Source organism: Pseudanabaena sp. SR411 (assembly GCF_002251945.1).
In the GTDB taxonomy this organism is placed as follows: domain Bacteria; phylum Cyanobacteriota; class Cyanobacteriia; order Pseudanabaenales; family Pseudanabaenaceae; genus Pseudanabaena.
In genome coordinates, this window is the sequence record NZ_NDHW01000069.1 from 1 (window position 1) to 20,698 (window position 20,698).

General features: G+C 41.3%; 19 protein-coding genes and 1 pseudogene. 9 read left to right on the forward strand and 11 right to left on the reverse strand.

Translation table 11 applies throughout. The annotated features are described in order from the left end of the window. Nucleotides 1-232: 232 nt before the first annotated feature. From B9G53_RS06140 to B9G53_RS06150, 3 genes are all read right to left on the reverse strand, one after another. A complete protein-coding gene (locus B9G53_RS06140; RefSeq protein ID WP_141211722.1) occupies nt 233-1,093 on the reverse strand; it encodes a hypothetical protein in 861 nt (286 codons plus the stop codon). Between the two features lie 173 nt (nt 1,094-1,266). Beyond that, entirely contained in the window at nt 1,267-1,983 is a 717-nt protein-coding gene (locus tag B9G53_RS06145; protein ID WP_094530250.1) for a DUF3386 domain-containing protein, read from the reverse strand. Nucleotides 1,984-2,207: 224 nt separating this feature from the next. Next, the gene (locus B9G53_RS06150) at nt 2,208-3,926 is read right to left on the reverse strand and encodes a DUF3352 domain-containing protein (protein WP_254923575.1); all 1,719 of its coding nucleotides are present in this window, start codon (nt 3,924-3,926) and stop codon (nt 2,208-2,210) included. A gap of 576 nt (nt 3,927-4,502) precedes the next feature. Here B9G53_RS06150 and B9G53_RS06155 point away from each other — a divergent pair. The 4 genes from B9G53_RS06155 to B9G53_RS06170 all read left to right on the forward strand — a co-directional run bounded on the left by B9G53_RS06155 (nt 4,503) and on the right by B9G53_RS06170 (nt 7,727). Then, entirely contained in the window at nt 4,503-5,744 is a 1,242-nt protein-coding gene (locus B9G53_RS06155; protein ID WP_094530252.1) for a response regulator, read from the forward strand. A gap of 20 nt (nt 5,745-5,764) precedes the next feature. Next, nucleotides 5,765-7,141: a plasmid pRiA4b ORF-3 family protein gene (locus B9G53_RS06160; RefSeq protein WP_094530254.1), complete on the forward strand. Its 1,377-nt coding sequence runs from the start codon at nt 5,765-5,767 to the stop codon at nt 7,139-7,141. A 113-nt stretch (nt 7,142-7,254) separates the two neighbouring features. After that, complete coding sequence (locus B9G53_RS06165; protein ID WP_176453117.1) at nt 7,255-7,464, forward strand: hypothetical protein; 210 nt, start codon at nt 7,255-7,257, stop codon at nt 7,462-7,464. Next, complete coding sequence (locus tag B9G53_RS06170; protein WP_094530256.1) at nt 7,461-7,727, forward strand: type II toxin-antitoxin system RelE/ParE family toxin; 267 nt, start codon at nt 7,461-7,463, stop codon at nt 7,725-7,727. The genes B9G53_RS06165 and B9G53_RS06170 overlap by 4 nt, the downstream gene beginning before the upstream one ends. Before the next feature lie 126 nt (nt 7,728-7,853). On the opposite strand, the gene B9G53_RS06175 is transcribed toward B9G53_RS06170, so the two are convergent. The 4 genes from B9G53_RS06175 to B9G53_RS06190 all read right to left on the reverse strand — a co-directional run bounded on the left by B9G53_RS06175 (nt 7,854) and on the right by B9G53_RS06190 (nt 9,028). After that, on the reverse strand, nt 7,854-8,117 hold the full coding sequence (locus B9G53_RS06175) for a BrnA antitoxin family protein (protein WP_094530258.1): 264 nt from the start codon (nt 8,115-8,117) through the stop codon (nt 7,854-7,856). Nucleotides 8,118-8,121: 4 nt separating this feature from the next. Next, complete coding sequence (locus B9G53_RS06180) at nt 8,122-8,388, reverse strand: BrnT family toxin (protein ID WP_094530260.1); 267 nt, start codon at nt 8,386-8,388, stop codon at nt 8,122-8,124. Between the two features lie 93 nt (nt 8,389-8,481). Next, nucleotides 8,482-8,751: a Txe/YoeB family addiction module toxin gene (locus B9G53_RS06185; RefSeq protein WP_094530262.1), complete on the reverse strand. Its 270-nt coding sequence runs from the start codon at nt 8,749-8,751 to the stop codon at nt 8,482-8,484. Further along, a complete protein-coding gene (locus B9G53_RS06190; protein ID WP_094530264.1) occupies nt 8,732-9,028 on the reverse strand; it encodes a type II toxin-antitoxin system Phd/YefM family antitoxin in 297 nt (98 codons plus the stop codon). The genes B9G53_RS06185 and B9G53_RS06190 overlap by 20 nt, the downstream gene beginning before the upstream one ends. A 294-nt stretch (nt 9,029-9,322) precedes the next feature. Between B9G53_RS06190 and B9G53_RS06195 the strand changes: the two genes are divergently transcribed. Continuing rightward, entirely contained in the window at nt 9,323-11,428 is a 2,106-nt protein-coding gene (locus B9G53_RS06195; protein WP_094530266.1) for an ATP-binding protein, read from the forward strand. 97 nt (nt 11,429-11,525) lie between these two features. Here B9G53_RS06195 and B9G53_RS06200 read toward each other — a convergent pair. From B9G53_RS06200 to B9G53_RS06210, 3 genes and pseudogenes are all read right to left on the reverse strand, one after another. Then, nucleotides 11,526-11,735, reverse strand: a pseudogene (locus B9G53_RS06200) (toxin-antitoxin system HicB family antitoxin); the annotation flags it as partial. A 117-nt stretch (nt 11,736-11,852) separates the two neighbouring features. Next, entirely contained in the window at nt 11,853-12,476 is a 624-nt protein-coding gene (locus B9G53_RS06205) for a type I restriction enzyme HsdR N-terminal domain-containing protein (RefSeq protein WP_094530269.1), read from the reverse strand. Nucleotides 12,477-12,551: 75 nt separating this feature from the next. Further along, nucleotides 12,552-14,342 carry a proline--tRNA ligase gene (locus B9G53_RS06210; RefSeq protein ID WP_094530271.1) on the reverse strand — a complete coding sequence of 597 codons (1,791 nt, stop codon included), beginning with the start codon at nt 14,340-14,342 and terminating at the stop codon, nt 12,552-12,554. A gap of 307 nt (nt 14,343-14,649) precedes the next feature. Between B9G53_RS06210 and B9G53_RS06215 the strand changes: the two genes are divergently transcribed. The 4 genes from B9G53_RS06215 to B9G53_RS06230 all read left to right on the forward strand — a co-directional run bounded on the left by B9G53_RS06215 (nt 14,650) and on the right by B9G53_RS06230 (nt 19,048). Beyond that, complete coding sequence (locus B9G53_RS06215) at nt 14,650-15,882, forward strand: LL-diaminopimelate aminotransferase (RefSeq protein ID WP_094530273.1); 1,233 nt, start codon at nt 14,650-14,652, stop codon at nt 15,880-15,882. Between the two features lie 81 nt (nt 15,883-15,963). Next, nucleotides 15,964-16,596 carry a Uma2 family endonuclease gene (locus B9G53_RS06220; protein WP_217901520.1) on the forward strand — a complete coding sequence of 211 codons (633 nt, stop codon included), beginning with the start codon at nt 15,964-15,966 and terminating at the stop codon, nt 16,594-16,596. Nucleotides 16,597-16,659: 63 nt separating this feature from the next. Next, nucleotides 16,660-18,312: a bifunctional UDP-sugar hydrolase/5'-nucleotidase gene (locus B9G53_RS06225; RefSeq protein ID WP_217901521.1), complete on the forward strand. Its 1,653-nt coding sequence runs from the start codon at nt 16,660-16,662 to the stop codon at nt 18,310-18,312. Nucleotides 18,313-18,427: 115 nt separating this feature from the next. Then, nucleotides 18,428-19,048 (forward strand): carbonic anhydrase, encoded by a 621-nt coding sequence (locus tag B9G53_RS06230; protein WP_094530275.1) that lies wholly within the window; start codon nt 18,428-18,430, stop codon nt 19,046-19,048. Nucleotides 19,049-19,561: 513 nt separating this feature from the next. On the opposite strand, the gene B9G53_RS06235 is transcribed toward B9G53_RS06230, so the two are convergent. Beyond that, on the reverse strand, nt 19,562-19,933 hold the full coding sequence (locus B9G53_RS06235; protein WP_094530277.1) for an endonuclease domain-containing protein: 372 nt from the start codon (nt 19,931-19,933) through the stop codon (nt 19,562-19,564). Nucleotides 19,934-20,698: the final 765 nt, after the last annotated feature.

Consider the following 20,698-nt stretch of genomic DNA (forward strand, 5'->3'; position numbering starts at 1 on the left):
TAATGATAGTAATTCCTATTAGTGAATCATTATTTAAATTGTTAAAATAGTGATTCTTTTGGGATTAAAGCCCAAAATACTTGCTGTATAAGGATTTGCTTTCTAAATATTTTTTTCAGTAAAATAAGAGCGGAATGTGGGTTCTATGATCGCAGGCATTCCTTCCACATAATATCAGTATTACCCAAAAAGCATGAGGCGGCGCTCTGCGCCGCCTCATGCTTTTTGGGTTTTATGGAAAATCGGAAGTGAATTCTTGTAATTCTGTCATCGCTTTCTGAACATCGATCGCGATTTGTAAAGTCGTATCAAAAATACGTCCATACTCCTTGGCTCGATTATTGATCTGGATCGCTTCAAAAGCATTTAAATCAATATCAAAGCGCTCAGGATGAAAATCGGGATGCTCCCGTAAAATCCGTTCAGTTTTGAGGGCGCGGACAATGTCATTGCGAGTCATTCTTAAAGCGGCGATCGCTGATTCCCTAGACTCCAATTTGATTGGATTGCCTGCATCTTGTAACTGATCAAATATATCAATGTCACGGATAGTCTTGTTGCATTTGTCAACTTCCGTAAATAGGCGCAAAATAACTTTGGGAATACCTTTTTGTCGATGCAAATTTTTTGACATGCGCCATTGCTGCATAATTAATCTTGTGAGCAATAAAGCAATAATTCCGCTAGAGATCGCCAATCCAAGGCAGAGCAAAACTATACCTAATGGCGCTCCTGTCAAAACAAAAAGTGAATAAATAGCTGCGCCTATAGTCACACAAAAGAAAAGTACAGTTACTTCCACAAATTCGATCGCTAAACTCAACGCCCCCAATAGCAAACTAATCAAAAAGATCAACCCCGCAATCCGTAGTGGCGGCAAAAAGATACTAGCAAATGAGATAAAGTTAATCGCGGCAATCCCTAAGGCGATCGCGCGTTGGATTTTGATCTGTCGTGAAGTCAACTGTAGTGATGGCAAAATCTGTTGGCGATCGAAACCTGTCAATTCCAATAGCTCTGCTTCCGAAATCAATAACCGTTCTAAATCGGTTCTCATAATTGTCGCCACCATCATTTTTGTGAGGACTGGCAAGGAGCTTAAGCCCCTTGTTCTTACTTGTGAATAACTTTGCCTTGCAAAGTTATTACAGCAATTTCCGATCAAACGAACCACAAGAGATTGTGTGAAAGTGTTGCTTCGCAACACTTTCACACAATCTCTTGTGGTTCGGGTTACAGCGCTTTGCGCTGCAACCCGAACACACTCTAGCCGAGTAGCTGAATATCACTGAAGATAATTTCGTAGTTTTTGGTTTGACCTTGCTCGTTAGATTGCACGATTTGTTTGGTCATCACATAGTAATTACCAAGCTTTTCGTAGATATCTTCAAAACGAGCTTGACGCACGATTTCATCATTCATTGGATTACGGAACACCGCAGTATAAAGAGATGAAATATAACCTTCGCCAGTATCCAAGTGACCAAGGTGATTAATTACAAATCCAATCCGTCCCATTACACGGCTGACCATTGAGATCTCTTTGCCACGGACTTTGTAGTTTGATCCCATTGAGTCACCCGTAACCAAGATTTCTACGGCTCCCGACTCATCGGTTGCGCCAAGGTTAAAAGATGATTTGCCGTGGGCTTCGTCAAAGGTTTTGCGCTTGCGATGGGTCACCACATCGCGCAGTTGGTTGTATAGCCATTCTTGACCTTCATCCACAGAAACTGTCTTTTCTTCGCCACTAGGGGTGCGGGTGGTGCGTTCAATCAGTTGTGGTTCGTCCATGCTTACTTCAACGGTCAAGTCTGGCGCAATCTTTGCCTTGCCAGTACGGGCTACGCCATCGATCGCTACGGATACATTGGCAGTTAAGCCTGGAAAATTATGATCCCATGTATAGCGATTTTCGTAAGCAGCCTGAAATAGGTCACGGGCGCTAGTATCAGATTGAGTATTAGGTGCTGCTGTAACCATGTTTTGTTAAAGGTATTAAGGATTTTTATATTTTGATTGCATAGCTAATATAGCAATCTCAGCTATACAATCATCAAAAAACTGTAGTGGCAATTCATGAATTGCCACTACAGTTTTTTGAGATCTACTCCCTTTCCAGCGAAAAAATAGACATATAAAACCAAGAAATAGCGTTGCGGGGCGAAGCCCCGCAACGCTATTTCTTGACTGGGAAGGGAGTAGATCTAATTACCAGGGGTGGGCTTCAGCGTAAATAAGAAATCTAGGCGGGTAGTTTTAGCATCGACATTGGTAGAAGTCACGGCAATCCCATTAATTGCATCAAGCACAGACCGAATTTCAGTAAAACTAGGATTAGACTTGACTTCAGGTGGCAAGAGGCGATCGGCAAGAGAGAGCGCCGTAGTCATATTCAGATAGAAATAGCCGCCATTGGATTTAGGAATGTCGGTAGTGAGAATTTTGAAAGAACTACTTTGAGGTAAATTGTTGGCAGGAGTCGGCACAAAGGTATCGGCAAGATCGCCCATAGACCAGAACACAAAGTTATTATCTAACGTGCCGCGTGTTGCCACATTCGTATTACCGATCGCCCAAGTAATCACTGATTTATCACCAATTTGTTTTGGTTTAAGATCAACTCCTTTAGGCAGTAACCCACCAGAATTTGTTTGGGCAACCTTATCAATTTTATCAAGGGCTGTTTTAGCGGCATTCTGATCACTGGCTTGAGCGATCGCTACAAATCCAAATCCTGGATTCGCCAAGATGCCTTGATTATTAGGAATGGCGGCGATCGCAAATTCACCATTCATCCATTTGAGAATGTCCTGATCGAGATCGAGTTTAGTACTATCCTTTACAGCTTTGCGAATCTGCTCGATCAGTTGTGCGGAACTGGAGTTACCCTTGGCTTGGGCAACTAGCGATTGCCATGACTGATAGAGATTTACGCCCGAAACTAATAAAAAGGTTTCCTGTGGTAAGAGATTGAGAACCTTGGCTTCGTTGTTGGCAAGGGGATTAGAATTATCATTTTTGAGATAGGTATTAATCTCAAACCGCAAGCCTTCTTTCTGCGTACCACCCGTCAAAGTCATGGCATCTAGCTCTCGCTTTGACTGTGCGATCGCTGCTTCGTTGAGATTGAGATTAGCTTGAGAGCCAATAAACTCAAGGGCAACTTCCCCATCTAGATAAACTTGCACTAATGGCTCAACCAGTTTAGTTTGATTGGTTGCCCCATAAATCTTGGCAAAGATCGGTTTCTTGGCAAGGGATGGATTGCTGCCTTTGTAGGTATCGATCGCCTGTTGGATCAATTTTGGGCTGGTGGCGATCGCCACATACTGTCCACCAATGTCTGCCGTGACCACACTGTTGTTTGGGTCGCGAGTGGGAGACTCGTAATAGGTGACATCTTTATATTCCTTGGCAGTAAATTTTGCCCCTTGTTGGGCTAAGGCTCCACGATATTTTGACAAAAAAGCATCAGACTTGCTGCGATCACGGGTTGGCGCAATCACTAAGGTTGCCGCAGGTGCTTGTGGCTGCGCCGCATTAGGGACAAGCGCCGTAATGATATAACCCTCTAGCCAAGGCTGGACATCACGACTATATTCAGTTTTGCTCTGGGTTAGTAAAGAATTTAGCGGTGACTTGGTAAGCCCTTCACTGATCAGCTTTTGCGAGGCAGGTGTGCCAAATTGCGCCAGTTTATTCCAAGGATCAGCTTTGGTATTAAAAGCCATCACCACTTGCGCTTCTTGGGGGATCGCCGCCGCCGCGCCTAAAATCCCTTTAATCGCCTGTGCTTTCTGCGTAAAATAGAAATACGCACCCCCCGCTCCTGCGGCAATCACAGCCGCCCCAATGCCGATATACATCAGCATTTCTGATTGCTTTTGTTTAGCAGATTTGTTGGTTCTAGATGACTTCGACATGGGTATGGAATAAACCTAAAAGTTGCAAGATGTTAAGCGCCAAGTCTCAATCAAGATACTACAGAATCGGACACAAATCGTCAGAGTACTAATCGCTATATCAATAGCTCAGTATAGTTAAAACTCAACACCAGAGCTTGAGCCGCCCGCGTAGTGGGCGGCTCAAGCTTCTTGGCTTAGGGTTTATTTATACCTAGCTATAGCAAGAGTTAGCTCTTATCAGAAGATGAGTGGCGGCGCTTCGCGCCGCCACTCATCTTCTGTTTTTTTATCCTAAGCAAATCTTGTTTGCTATAAAAACAATTTCTGATAAAAATCTGTCTTTGGTATACTTTTATCAAAATTTGCTGTGTTTTTTCAATTCCTGTAATACTACAAAAACAAAGATGATTTGATAATGAGAATTGTCAAAGGAAACCTCAAAAATCGACTTGACAATGAGAATTACTGTATTCTTTTGAATATAGTTTGATCGAAAAACAAGCTTTTAATCGCAAGCTCATCTTGTTTTTGAAAAGCAAATTTTTCTATGCTTAAAACTAGAAAGCTCAATTTCATAGGACGTATAGATGACACATGGATACAGATAATCTAGCCGTTTATAGCCTTGTTGAACAGTTACGTGGCTATGGTCGCAAACAGTTTACTGGCAAGCTGGAACTCCATAGTGTCAAAGATTACAAATGGAGCATCTACTATTGTCACGGTAGACTGGTATGGGCTTCGGGGGGAGCGCATAATCATCGCCGTTGGCGGAGGCTAATGGGTCAGTATAAGCTCCAGATAGACTTTAACAAAATTTCTTTTCGCACTATTGATGAGATTAGGCTTTGGGACTATCAAGTGTTGGTAATCTTGATGAAACGCATGGTCTTAACCCGTGAACAAATTACACCAATTATTGAAGGTTTTGTTCAGGAGGTACTGTTTGACATTATCCAATGTGCAGCTAATGAAAAGATAACCTATTACTGTGATTTTGAAGATGAGATTACCCCAGTGATTTCACTGATCCATGCGGAACATGCAATTGAGCAAGCTCACCAAGAATGGTTAATATGGCGCAAAGCAGGAATTGCTGATTTTTCGCCAAATCTTGCACCTTGGATTAAGCGCCCCTCACAACTTAAAGAGGAAGCGTCAGAACTCACTTATAAAACACTGATTACGATCCTTGATGGCAGGCGATCGCTGCGGGAGTTAGCGACATGGATGAAGAAAGACCTACTGAACCTCGTACAGTCATTGATGGCATATTATCATCGAGGTATGGTTGGGTTAGTAGAAGTTCAAGATATCCAATCTCCGATCGCCTCTCTTTCCCTAAATACGACAAGAAATGAATCAGCCCAGTTGTCAGAGAGTAGCCCGCCTCAGAAAAAAATCGACCTGATGGCTCGCCCTCTCATTGCCTGTATTGATGATAGCAATCAAGTATGTGCAACTATCGAACAGATCGTTACAGGCTTTGGATTTGGATTCTTAGGAATTCGAGATTCTATTAATGTATTGCCATTACTAGTTGAAATGAAGCCAGAGATGATTATTTTAGATTTGGTGATGCCGATTGTTGGTGGTTATGAACTCTGCACCCAAATTCGCCGCATACCAGAGTTTAAAGATACACCTATTCTAATTTTGACTAGCAATGATACTTTGTTTGATCGCCTGAGATCGAAATTTGTCGGTGCTACAGCTTTTATATCCAAAACTGCGGGTAATGACAAAATTGGCGAACAAATCCAGAGATATCTTCTTCCATTTGGAAATGAGCCAGAGGAGATCTCACCCACTAATTCATCAGATACTTCTAGTTAGTTTGTAAGGATAGAAAATCTATGTTTAATTTATTTAACCTTATAGCCAGTAACAATCCCCAAGAGAAAGAACCTTTGTCTGCTGCGTCGAAGCAGTTACTAAGTCAACAGGCTTTTACGCCTAATCAACCCAATCCAATTGTTCAGGATTTTGAGACGTTTATCGAGTTTCTGCAACTGCACAAAGTCGAAGTTAGTTCTAATCAAAATGCGATCGCGCCCAAATATCTTGCCGATCTTAATAGCCGCCTCAGTCATCCCACTATCATCGATTTCCAGCGTCCTAGCCAGAAGTCTTACCCTTATATTCATGGTTTATATTTGTTATTGCGTGCTTCAGCGATCGCCCAAGTTCAACTAGACAAAAAGAAGAATATTCTCCACATCGCTCCCCTAGTTCTCAAATCATGGCAAGAGCTAAACGACACCGAAAAGTATTTCAATCTTCTGGCCACATGGATCTATTATGCTAGTGAAGACATTATGGATTATAGTGGACGCGCTTTTCCCGAATGGGTTTTTGTGGTTAATGGCTGGAGACAGTTGTCTAAAGAGGACTTAGATTTTACGGATGGTTCCAAGAATAACGAATGGCTGAATCGCGTGAGGCTACATAATCTTGCCTTGTTAAATCTGTTTGGATTTGTGGAATTAGAGGATGCAGAACCCTTAGCAGGTAAAGGATGGCGAATAATCAAAGTGAAAGCCTTGCCACTTGGAAGAGCTATCATGGAGTTGTTAGATAAAACTAATTGGAGAAAAGGACTATTGAATGAATCAGAGGAAGATTTCTCAAATCCATTTACAGACAAACAAGACTTAAAACCTAGACTAGATATTATCGTTCAGAACTCAACGTCAACGGAAATTTTGCAAGAAGAATTTCAAGCGCTTGATCTATTTCCCACTTGGGAGAAAAATTTGCAGATGCCTGAGCCTGAAGCCCAAGACGGGATCTTTACTTTTAAAATATCTATTCAAATCCATATTCAAAAATCTAAGGATAAATTTTCTACGGAAACCATATGGCGTAAGATTGCCATTCCTTCTCATCTCACGCTCTATGATTTCAGTTCTGCAATTCTTAAAGCCTTTGATTTTGCTAACGATCATCTCCATCAATTCACCTACAAAGATCGTCAAGGATTCAAACAGAGCATTTATCATCCTTACACTCAATATGAAGAAGATGCGGTCTTTACGGATAAAGTTTTGCTGAGAGATTGGCAAGTTAATATCGGCGATCGCATTACCTATGTGTTTGATTTTGGCGATTGGTGGGAGTTTAATGTGGTCTTAGAAAGTATTGATGAACCTGATCCTAAACTCAAAAAGGCAAAGGTGATCGATAAAAAAGGGAAAGCACCAGAGCAATATCCTGACTATGATGATGAATAAAAAGGCGATCGCCCAACCACTCACTCAGAAATAACGCGATCGCCAAAAGCTGTTTAATGTTATTGAGGTAGAATTATGATATATAGATTTGGCTTATGATTGAGAGTCTAAATATGCAAATACTCCTTAACGATGAGAAGACAAGAGAACTGCTTACCGAAATCTTAATTGATTTGATTAAGACTAGAAAGGAGCTTTTTACGGAAATATTCCAAGATGCGTTGGAAGAGGTTGGTTTGGCGAATGCGATCGCTGAGGGTAGAAAAAATGAATTTGTTCCTGAAGAAAATATATTTGCACTTCTAGATAGTGATGTTGCATGAATGTTAGGTTTGAGTCTAGGTTTGAGAAGGACTTGAAGTTAGTCAAGGATCGTAATCTTTTGGCGAGATTGAAGCAAATAATTTTGACCTGTAAGCAAGCTGAATCTTTGGGGGAAATCAATAATCTAAAAAAGATGCAGGGATATGATAGTTTTTATCGCGTTCGTCTAGGTGATTACAGGGTAGGGATAGAAGTTTTGGATAATGAGGTAATCTTTGTAAGATTTTTGCACCGTAAGGATATTTACAAGTTTTTCCCTTAAAGGCGATCGCCCAATCACTCACTCCAGAATGAGATCGCCCTAACCTCTCCCCAAAAGTACAACGAGATCGCTCTACCACTCACCCATAAAAAATGCGATCGCCCAATCAATCTCACAAGAAAGATTTTAATTGGATTGACTTTGAGTGAGTTCCTCCCGCAATACTCTCCGCAATATACTCTCTAGCGGTTCTTGCGTTTGTTGGTGGATGTGCTGACGTAAGGCTTCGTTGATGGATGTTTGATAATTATCGCCACCTTTATTGTTTGCTTCTGATCGAAACCATTCTAAGATGTCATCATCTAGACGAATCGTAATACGAGTTTTACCTTTAGTAACTGGCTCGATCGCTCCACGTTTGCCTTTGCTGAAGTCATATTCTGGTTCCATGGTTTTAATCCTCTTCGTATTGTTTACGTTCGCGGCGCTCTGCTAATCGTGCTGAAATCAAACGGATGTCTTCACCTCGCCATGTGAAAACAACGACTAAGATTCTGCCAAAGGCATCCATGCCGATAGTGACAAATCGATCTTCAGAAAATCTGTTATCTGGAATTGTGATGGCAAGATCGTCTAAAAATATGGATACTGCGTCGGCGAATTCAATTCCATGTTTTTGAAAATTTGATGCGGCTTTGTTTTTGTCCCATTGATACTTCATCTAATTATAGTGTGTACAAGTGTACATACAACTCTGCCATAAATTTGTATCAATGCGATCGCGCAACCACTCACTCACAAATAACGTGATTGCCTAATAGTGATAGCGAGCTTGAAGAAACTCAATGCGATCATCTTTAACGCGATAGACCATTCGATGTTCTTGAGTTAATCTTCTTGACCATGTGTTTTCACCAACATATTTGAGAGGTTCAGGCTTGCCGATTCCCTTAAATGGATCATCAAGAACAGATTCAACTAATTCCATTGCTCGAATAGCAATTTTACGATCCGTATTCACCCAATACACTAGATCTTGCCTGAATTGTGACACAAAAACAGCATCACGCGGTTTCTTTGGCATTGCCAAGTCCTACCTCCTGACTGAGTTGATTCAAAGTTTTCGGCAAAACTGTTCTCGAATCCGCTTCTTCTAAAGCTTCAAATAAACGGATTGCATTTTTAGGGGATTTGAGTAAATGCAAAGTCTCAAGCAAACTTGATAGCTCTTTAGCTGAGATCACCGCGACATTTTCGCGATCGCCACGTTCCAAAATGACAAAGTTGTTTTCTGCAATCACGCGATCGCAAATTTCTGAAAACTGATTAAGTGCTTGATCGTAATTGATTGTAAGACTCATACGCCATCACAAAATGTACAAATTTATCTTTAAACATATTATATAGCTGATTTTTGAGAAAAAAGTACAACGCGATCGCCCAGTAACTACCCAAAAACGCAATCGCCTAACCACTCAATCTAAAACGCGATCGCCTAACTACTCACACCAAAACGCGATCACACTTCATCAGAGAAAATGCTCGCAGTAACCAAAAATGAGGTTATCATTGGGTTGTGTTCGTTCACCCAAGTTACAGGGTCGGAGATCGAACTGTAATCGTACCAAGTTAAAAAAACTTTTTTTGTTAACAAAATGCATATTCGTTCTCTCAATATTGAAAATTTTCGAGCTATCAGACAACTTGAACTTAGGGATCTTCCAAATGCAATTGTTGTAGCAGGTCCGAACGGGTGTGGAAAATCTAGTTTGTTTGATGCAATTAGGCTTTTAAAGTCTGCTTACGGACAATATAATCCAAATGAATATCAATCTTTTTTTCAAGAATTTCAAATTAATGTTCAGAGATTAAATCAAGAAGGACATCGTTTTTTTCATGATCCTACAAAACCTCTACATATCAAAGCAGAGTTTGAGCTAACAGATAATGAAAAAAATTATTTAAAAAAGCATGCTCACGGCTTGGTATCGAATTTGTTTTGGGGACATGAACAACAAATATTTTCTCCGATTATGGCAGTGAATTCATTAGTAGTTGACCCATCGACTAGACGAGCAAAAGAACCCCAAGTAACTGAACAAGTTAATGAGTTTTTAAAGGCTTTTCAGCCTGCATTAGAAGAGAAATTTCATGTTGCCAAACTTAGTATGACACCTAGAGGTGAACCTTTTTCTATGGACTCGCCAGTTATTGAACTTATTTTCAAGCTTTATCAGCCTAAATTTCTTGGTGTTGTTGAATATCATGGAGCAAATCGTAATTACGGTCGTGAACAGATTGGTGGAATTAACTTACAAATTAGTGATTCTAATCAACAACATAAACAACATGCTTTATATAATACTGAAAATAAATATAGAAATGTAAAAACGGAGATGGCGCAATTCTATATTCGTCAAATTTTAGCTGAAAAAGCAGGTATATCGTTTGCGGAGCAAAATGATTTACACCAAACACTTAATGAATTATTTGAAGTATTTTTTCCTGGGAAAAAATTTATTGGACCCATACCAACAGAAGAAGGTGGACTCTCTTTTCCTGTACGTTTAGAAAATGATCGAGAAATTGATATTGACGAGTTAAGTTCGGGAGAGAAAGAAGTTCTTCTCGGATATTTACGTCTTAGAAGTAATTCACCTAAAAATTCAATTATTCTTTTAGATGAACCTGAATTACACTTAAATCCACGTTTAATCAGGGGTTTACCCCGTTTTTATCAAAAACATCTTGGTAAAGCTTTAGATAATCAGCTTTTTCTTGTAACGCATTCTGATGCTCTTTTACGTGAAGCGGTAGAAGACTCAGAATATGCTGTTTATCATATGCAACCTGCTCATGCAACTGATCCTAATTCAAATCAAGCAATCCCTGTTTCGGCAGGTTCAGAGATAGAAAGAGCTGTAATAGATTTAGTAGGGGATCTTGCTACTTATAGTCCTCGTTCAAAAATTGTAATCGTAGAAGGTGATAGTGAAAGTGAATTTGATGTTACCTTAATTAAACAATTGTTTCCTGCATTTGCTGAACGAGTTAATCTTATTTCTGGTGGTAATAAAACTGGAGTCAAAACTCTTCAAGTTTTATTAAATAAAGCAGCAGATAAAGGGAAGCTAGATGCAGGTTTTTATTCCATCGTCGATAAAGATTATGATGGTCCCGAACTTGTAGAAAGTATACGTCAATACTCGTGGGATGTTTATCATATTGAAAATTATCTATTAGAACCTAAATTTATTAGAGAAGTTCTTAAAAAAATTGGTTCAAAGCAAGAATATCTAAGTGAAATAGAAATCGAAAATAATCTTCGGGAATGCGCAAAAGAAACAATAGAAAATATTTTGAAGATTCAAATGGAGAGCTGGATAAACTCACTGTTTCAAAAGTCTATTGATTTAGGATTTAATCCTAAGCTTGAATTAATACAAGGATTTTCTCAAGCTACGCAAAGATCATTAAATAAAATAGATACTACTGTAAAAAATCAACTTACCATGGAAAAACTGACTCAAAAAAATGAGGAAATTCGGAATGAGCTAAATACTGCAATTCAAAATAACACATGGAAAACTGAATTTAGGGGACGTAATATTCTCAAGCAGTTTGCTAGTAAAATTTTTGTTGGTAAAAGTAAAGGGGTTAATTATGAGATTTTCCGTAACCTTATTATTAATCAAATGAGAGAAACAGGATATCAACCACCAGAAATGAAAAAAATAATTGAAACCATATTATCTGAATAAAAACAGTGCGATCGCCGCTTTCGTAGGATGCGTTAATAATTAGAAATTTTTAGTCAACCACTTATTCATAATAACTTCTTGAATAATCTTAATTTTAAGTTTTCTCTGCTATTGGTTCTGGCACTTTCTCTCCATTTTCTTCCATATCAGCTACTACATCTTTTATCAGGTTTGTAATGCCTTCTATCTCCACAAAACGATCTTCATGGAGATATGACAGGCTTGGAAACTCTGCACATAATCCTGCAAATTCTTGATCTTCAACTGACCAAGTAAGCTTGTAGCTATAGTGTTCGTAGTTAACCATCTTTCATTTTCTATATTTTAGACCAAAAATAGTATCAATATTAATACTATGTCAATTAGAAAAATAATCAAGCGATCATGATGAGACAGTGATTTATATTGGCAAATCTTAATCTATTTAAAGTTCACAAATTTTTGCGCCTAAATGCTTTAGCAACTGCAATACACCATAAAGTTCATTGTTAGGATTCACCAATGAAAACAGTCGTGAATTTGCATACTCTTGTTGTGAAGACTTCAAAAACAAAAACTCATTTCCGTTGGTAATCATGCCAAATGTTGGTTGCACCACTTCCGTATTACTTAACATATAAGCCAACGCTTGTGGAATTGCCCTTGTTACTGCAAAATCACTGCATTTTGATTCAATCACTAATAACCACACCCGATTTTTCAACACCAATACATCAATTCGCCCACGAATTATCGTCCCCTCATCCTGCATTTCTAAAGCAACACTTGTTTCTGTTTCGATCCGAAATGGTTTGTGATAGAAGCCCGCAAGATCAAGTAATGGTGCAATCACCACCATCTTTACTGTATTTTCTAACATTGGTGGATCTTCCATCAATTCTAGAAAATTAGATTTCACACGATCTAAAAGATGTTTATCTTCATCACTCAAGCCAAGAAGGTTTTCTGACCACTCAGTAAAAAAAGCAGGATCTTCAGACATTTGCAGACCAAAATTTTGCTTTAATTCTCTTAGGGTTACATCCTTTGCCGCGATCGCCTGAGACATAATTAATTCTATGTAGAAGTAACAATCTTCATGTTAGTCCAAAAACAAAAAAGCGGCGCAATGCGCCGCTTTCTTTTACTTGAGTTCGTTTTGTAAGTATTCAACCACTGACTCAATCTCTACCAATGTCGCCACCTTCGTGGCACGATTGACGATTTCGACTTTGCCATCAGCGATCGCCTTACCCGTAACCACCCGATAGGGAATACCGACAAGATCAGCATCCTTGAACTTTACACCAGCCCGATCATCGCGATCATCTAGCAATACTTCCACTCCTGCGGCATCAAGGGCAGTATAAAGCCTTTCGCCAACATCCATTTGCTTCGCATCACCCACATTCGGCACAGTGACAATCACATGGTAAGGAGCGATCGCTTTATTCCAGATGATGCCGTCTTTGTCGTAGGACTGCTCAACGGCGGCTTGGGCGAGGCGCGAGACTCCTAAACCGTAGCAACCCATGACTAAGGGCAGTTCTTCGCCTTGCTCATTGGTGAAGGTCGCTTTCATCGCTTGCGAGTATTTGGTTCCCAATTGGAAGATATGCCCAACTTCGATACCTCTGGCGGTTTGCAAGATTTGCGAAGGATCATGAACAGCGCGATCGCCTGCCTTAGCTTTATCAAGATTCACTACTGTCGGTAATGTAAAATCCTTACTCCAATTTGCGCCGACAACATGATAATCAGCTTCATCTGCGCCCGTGACGAAGTTTTTTAAATCTGCTACTGTGCGATCGGCTAAACGTAAGAATTTCGGTGCAACTTTTGCAGTTTTGTCAATATAGGAATCATCCAGACTTGGGGAGATAAATCCGACAGGAAGTTTAGAATGCGCCCATTTTTGCTGAGATTCAGGATCGGCAACTTGGAGGTTGATAACGGCTTTCCCACCATAGTTACTTGCTAGTTTCGTCAGTTCATTTTGTAGCTTCACTTCATTGACATCGCGATCACCTCGAATGCTGACTAGCACTAAAACGTTTGTGCCATTGTCATAAACGACTTGATAGAGAACCTGTTTCACAACTTGGGTGGGGTCGCATTTCAGCAACTTGCACACAGTCTCAATGCTTCCCTTTTTCGGTGTATGCACTTTCTCAAATTTATCAAAATGCGAAGGCACAGCATCGGTCGGCAAAGATACTGCTTTCTCGACATTGGCGGCGTAGCTGCTATCTTCGGTGAACAGAATATCATCTTCACCCGCTTCCGCTAGCACCATAAACTCCTGCGAACCTGAACCACCGATCGCCCCTGAGTCTGCTTCTACTGCCCTGAATTTCAGACCACAGCGATCGAACATCTTCCGATAAGCGCGATCCATTTCGTAGTAGGTTTCTTTGAGGCTCTCTTCATTTTCATGGAAGGAATAGCCATCCTTCATAATGAACTCACGACCACGCATTAACCCAAAGCGAGGACGAATCTCATCACGGAACTTGGTTTGGATTTGATACAAATGCTGTGGCAATTGACGGTAGGAGCGAATCGTATCTCTAGCGATCGCCGTAATAATTTCTTCATGGGTGGGACCAAGACCGACTTCACGATTAGCGCGATCGGTGAGGGCAAACATGATCCCTTCGGCTTTGGTGTAGGTATCCCAACGTCCTGACTCCTGCCAAAGTTCCGCAGGTTGCAACTGCGTTAATAGACATTCTTGCGCCCCTGTATCGTTCATCTCTTCGCGGACGATCGCCGATATCTTTTGTAAAACGCGCCACATCAGCGGCAAGTACACATACAAGCCTGAACCCACGCGCCTGATATAGCCTGCACGCAATAACAATTTGTGACTTGTGAGTTCTGCTTCGGCGGGATCTTCGCGCAGAGTGACCCAGAGCATTTGAGATAGACGCATATTGCTGGAAGTATTCGCTGATGTTCGCTAGAGATATTCGCTAGAATTTCGTTAGTCTATTAAGTAGCTAGGCATAAGTAAACTGAAAACCTAGAAAGCTGTCCCGCCCGCTACGCGGGCGGGACAGCTTCTGGTTTTAGGTTTTAATTATGGCGAGCTACTTAACAGTGATTCTGCCTGACGATCATATCAGGACTTGTAGCCTTGGTGCTGACTGACAATCTTGCTCCAGCAATTCTCATTAGCAACTTGCATAAAGGCATAATATAAAACTATACAAAAATCAAAAAAGATTAACTCATCCATCATGGCTACCGTTAACGACAACTATCTCAAACTCAAGGCAGGCTACCTGTTTCCCGAAATTGCAAGACGGGTAAATGCCTTTATCGAGGCAAATCCTGACGCAAAAGTGATCCGCCTCGGCATTGGCGATGTCACCGAACCCTTGCCCCAAGCATGTCGTGATGCCATGATCAAAGCCGTTGAAGATATGGGCGATCGCAGTTCATTTAAGGGATATGGCCCCGAACAAGGCTACGCATGGTTGCGTGAAAAGATTGCCGCGAATGATTTTCAGCCAAGAGGCTGTGATATTGACGCTTCTGAGATTTTTATTTCCGACGGTTCTAAGTGCGACTGTGGCAACATTCTCGATATTTTTGGCGATGATAATATTATTGCTGTTACCGATCCTGTCTATCCCGTGTATGTGGATACTAACGTGATGGCAGGTCACACAGGCGATATCAACGAGAAAGGCGAATACGAAGGCTTAGTTTATTTGCCTGTGACTGCGGAAAACAACTTCACCGCCGAGATTCCTACCCAAAAAGTCGATCTGATTTATCTCTGCTTCCCCAACAATCCTACAGGCGCAACCGCCACTAAGGAACATCTGCAAGCATGGGTAGATTATGCCCGCGCCAATGGTTCAATCATCTTCTTTGATGCTGCCTACGAAGCATTTATCACCGATCCTAGTCTTCCTCACTCAATCTACGAAATTGAAGGCGCAAAGGAATGTGCGATCGAGTTCCGTTCTTTCTCCAAGAATGCAGGATTTACAGGTACTCGTTGCGCCTTAACCGTTGTGCCTAAGAACTTGATTGGCAAGGCGAAAGATGGTTCTAATGTCGAACTCTGGAAGCTCTGGAATCGTCGGCAATCTACTAAGTTTAATGGTGTTTCCTACATCGTCCAACGTGGTGCGGAAGCAGTCTATTCGGAAGAAGGGAAAGCACAAACTAGAGCCTTGATTGACTTCTACATGGAAAATGCCAAGATTATCCGTGAGAAGTTGACCGAAGCTGGTTTAGCGGTTTATGGCGGTGAGAATGCTCCCTATGTATGGGTGAAGACTCCCGCAGGGCTGACCAGTTGGGATTTCTTCGATAAGCTTTTGCAAACCTGTAATGTCGTGGGAACCCCCGGTTCTGGTTTTGGTGCAGCAGGTGAAGGTTACTTCCGTATTTCAGCTTTCAACAGTCGAGATAATGTGAATGAAGCTATGCGCCGCATTCTCGATAAGTTCAAATAAGCGATAGCGTAGGGGCAATTCATGAATTGCCCCTACGCTATCATTAGCTCTTAACGTTACGCCATTCTCAGAGGTACGATCATGGTCATCGCTCAAGCTAAACCGATCGCCACAAATATATCTCCAGAATCTGAAACTTCAGATCGCAAAGTTCGCAAGACCCTAGAAGAATATCGAGCGATCGCCGAAACCTCTGAGGAACGTTATGAATATTGCAACGGAGAAATTATTAATATATCTGGAGCAACAGCAACTCATAGCACGATCTCAATCAATCTATTGAGTTACCTAGGATTTTTGCTTAGAGATACAGATTTTCGTTTATACAATAGCGATTTGCGCGTATGGATTCCTGATTATAAATGTGGTACTTACACCGATCTGATGGTTATTAATGGCGAACCCGAATTTAACGGCGATCGCACTGACGAAATTCTAAATCCCTTACTGATTGTTGAAGTTCTATCTCCCTCAACCGAAGGCTACGATCGCGGCGACAAGTTTAGAAAATATCGCTCGATTCCTAGCTTTTGTGAATATTTGCTCGTTAGTCAATCAGAACCCTATGTGGAGCAATATCACCAAATTGATCGCCAAAATAATAATGATCGCTGGCAATTACAAATATGCGATCGCTTAGAGCAGACAATTTACTTACAGAGCTTAAATCTAGAACTACCAATGCAAGAAGTTTATCGGCGGGTTAAATTTTAAGCGATCGCTTAAAACAAGGGTTAAACTAGCCTAGGAAAACCTTTGAACTTGAGGGTGATGATTGTGAAAGCAAGGAATAATTTTAAAGCGATCGCCAATTTTTTAAAACTGAAACCTCAAATGAGGCGATCTTTTCAGATATTCGTAGCTTTTGTGATTACCTTTCTCATTGCGGTTTCACCAGCACTGTTAAATGTCGTTGCAGAGGAAAGTCGCTTCTCACTCAGGATTTTGCATACCAACGATCATCACGCACATTTGGAACTTGTTAAATATGGCGATCGCTTGCTGGGTGGAATAGCCCGTCGCCGCACGCTCATCGATCAAATCCGTGCGGAGAACAAGACTAATCAAGAACCTTTGTTGTTATTGGATGCAGGCGATATTTTTCAAGGGACTCTCTATTTCAATCAATATCTAGGTCAGGCGGATCTGGATTTTTATAACGACCTTAACTACGATGCTAGTACGATTGGTAATCATGAGTTTGATCGCGGACAGCAAGTACTCGCTGACTTCATCGCTAAAGCTAAATTCCCAATCATTTCTGCAAATATCGACATCGCGCCCGAATCACCTCTTTATGGCAAAGTTCGTCCTTGGCATGTTCTGAATATGCAAGGCGAAAAGATTGGGGTGTTTGGTTTGACGACTCCAGACACGGCGATATTAGCCAATGTCGGTGATGGAGTGAAGTTTACTGATCCGATCGCAGCAGCTAAAGCTTCAATATCGGCTCTCAAACAACAGGGAATTAATAAGATTGTAGCGCTTACTCACATTGGCTTTGAGAATGATGTGCTGCTAGCGCAAAAAGTCCCTGATATTGATATTATCATCGGTGGTCATAGCCATACATCCGTTGGCAATATTCCTAACGCTAATCATCCCTATCCATTGGTTGAGAAGAATGGAACCAAGGAACCTGTGTTAGTGGTGACAGATTGGGAATGGGGTAAATATCTAGGGGATCTGTCGGTGAGTTTTGATCGCGCAGGTAAGTTAATTGCTTGGGCGGGTAAACCCCATGTGCTTGATGCGAGTATCAAGTCTAATCAAGAATTTACAGACAAGCTCAAAGCCTATGCTGCACCAATTGAAGCATTGCGTCAAAAGATTATCGGTAAATCACTGGTTGCTCTTGATGGCGATCGCGTCAAACTGAGAACTAGCGAAACGGCTCTAGGCAACTTGATTGCTGATGCAATCTTGGCAAAGACAAAGGTGGATCAAGTTCAAGTAGTGATCATGAATGCGGGTGGCATTCGCAATGGATTCCCTTTAGGTGAGATCACGATGGGGCATGTGTTAGAAGCACTTCCCTTTGGCAATACAATTACGCGGGTGGAGTTAACTGGCAAGCAGTTAACAGAAGCTTTAGAGAGTGGTGTGAGTATGGCAGAGCTAGAGGAAGGCAGATTTCCGCAAGTGGCGGGTATTCGCTTGGTCTGGGATAGCAAACTTCCCGCAGGTAAGCGAGTTACGAAAGTAGAAGTAAAAGATGCTTCAGGCAAGTTCCAATTGTTAAATTCTAATCAAGTTTACAAGGTAGCAACAAATAACTTTCTTGCCTCTGGTGGTGACAGTTATCGCGTTTTTGCGGAAGGCAAAAATCTATTGGAAACTGGCTATCTGCTATCGGATGCGATCGCCGAATATATCACTGCTAGCTCACCCTTGCAGGTAAAAACAGAGAATCGCATTGTGCGTCAGTAAAATTTTGTCATGGAATCAATACATTTACTTGCCCCCCATAGCCATATGTCAAGTTCACTACTTTTCCCTAATAGGCAGATAGCTATCTTGAAGCATACTGATTTGATAATCACATATGCTTGCGGCAAATCAAACCTATTACACGGTCAATAACCTAAGTGCTGAAGCCGCATTACATGAGCTAAAAGAAGGAAATGAACGCTACACGCTTGATCATGTAGAACATCCCCATGAAGGCGCTCAGCGCCGTGTCGATCTGTCAGTTGCTCAGCATCCTTTTGCAATCATCCTAGGCTGTGCTGATTCTCGCGTTGTTCCTGAACTTATTTTCGATCAAGGTGTTGGCGATTTATTTGTACTCAGGGTTGCGGGCAATGTGGCTGACGATGCGGTAATTGCCAGCATTGAATTTGCGGTTGAGCACTTAGGAACAAGATTAGTTGTCGTCCTAGGGCATGAACGTTGTGGCGCAGTGATGGCTGCAATCAATCACGCATTTTCCGAAGGTAAGCTTAATTCGTTGATTAGTTATATTGAGCCTGCGGTAAAGGCTGGACAAGAAGCAAATGGTGATTGCGTGATCAGTGATACCGTGAAAGCGCATGTAAATCTAATGGTAAGTGAGATCAAATCTACAGTTCCAATTTTGTCCCATGAAGTGAAGAATGAAACTTTAAAAGTTGTGCCAGCTTATTATCGATTGGCGACGGGCAAGGTTGAGTTTTTGGAAGGATGAGTCAAGTAAACGGAAAAAGGCAAAATTTTTTGGGTGGGGGCAAGCTCCTTTAGCTGCGATGTTTCTTTTTGTGCTGTCTGTAAACGCTCAGATCCCCGACTTTTTCTACGCAAGCGAAGATAATTTATGAATTCATCCAAAAAGTCGGGGATCTTTATCTCTGCTATTTTTTTCTTTAAATTATTCGTGTCCCCAATGATTTAGGATCGCAAATTAAATAACATATTAGGATTAGGGGCGTTGCATTTGCGCGACAATTTTTAAACCCATCACAGAAATCTAGATCTGCAAATGCTGCGCCCTCTGTGCTTTTACCGATCGCTTATCCCTGCGGTTTGGGGATTAGGGCGGATGTCAGAGGTTTAGGAGCCGAGCATTCCCGAATTGAGAGAATTGCAAATTTTATAAATCCCATTGATTTATCGCAACAGATCCGTAGGGGCGTTGCATTTGCGCGACAATTTTTAAACTCATCACTGAAATCTCGATCCGCAAATGCTGCGCCCTTTGTGCTTAGACATTGTATGGAGTGAAATTTTCAATCCTCAAACAAACCCCTTCAAAGTCAGCTAAAACTTCTTCATTTGTAAACCTTACCACTTGCAATCCATAACCTTCTAATCTCTGCGATCGCTCTAAATCATAATCTTTTGCCTCTTGACTGTTGTGCGTGTTGCCATCAATTTCAATCACTAGCTTTAAGGCTGGGCAATAAAAGTCCACGATGAAGTTGTCGATGGGTCTTTGTCGATAAAATCTGGTAGAAAGATCTCGAAGATAGTCATACCAAAGTTTTCGCTCTGCTTTGGTCATGTTTTTGCGAAGTTCTCTAGCGCGATCGCCTAGTTTGGGGTTGTAAGGTAGATGGTTGTCGGTTTGGATCATAGATTCTTAAAAGTCTCCTTCTCTAAAAATACCTCAATTCTCAAAAGCCCCCCTTTCTAAGGGGGGTAGGGGGGATCTAAACTTTTCGCTTTCGTCAGTTGTTTATCTTATGGAATTCTGCCATATGTTCAATTTGGGGAGAATAGATAAATAGATAGGCTTTTTGGCTTCGTTTGGAGGGTTGATCCCCCCTACCCCCCTTGCAAAAGGGGGCTTTTAAGAGAAGAGGTTCTTTTGTCTGCGATAGTTTCCAAAATTAGTTTCTCATTTTGTGAAGTTGTCCAAAAGCCCCCCTTTCTAAGGGGGGTAGGGGGGATCTTTAGTCACTTTAGATGTATTGAGTCAATTGTGCGATCGCATTAATAAGCTTGAATAAATTTTTTGGCTTCGTTTGGAGGGTTGATCCCCCCTACCCCCCCTTGCAAAGGGGGGCTTTTAAGAGAAGAGGTTCTTTTGTCTGTAATAGTTTTCAAGATTAGTTTTTCATTTTGTGAAGTTGTCTGAAAGCCCCCCTTTCTAAGGGGGGTAGGGGGGATCTTTAGTCACTGTGGATGAATTGAGTCAATTGCGCGATCGCCTTGTGAGCTTGAATAAGTTTTTTGGCTACGTTTGGAGGGTTGATCCCCCCTACCCCCCCTTGCAAAGGGGGGCTTTTAAGAGAAGAGGTTCTTTTGTCTGCAATAGTTTCCAACCCACATTCCGCTCGTAATGGAAGCCTAAAAATATTTACAACGAGACAATGAGGGTTTCAGCGATTTCCTGAGA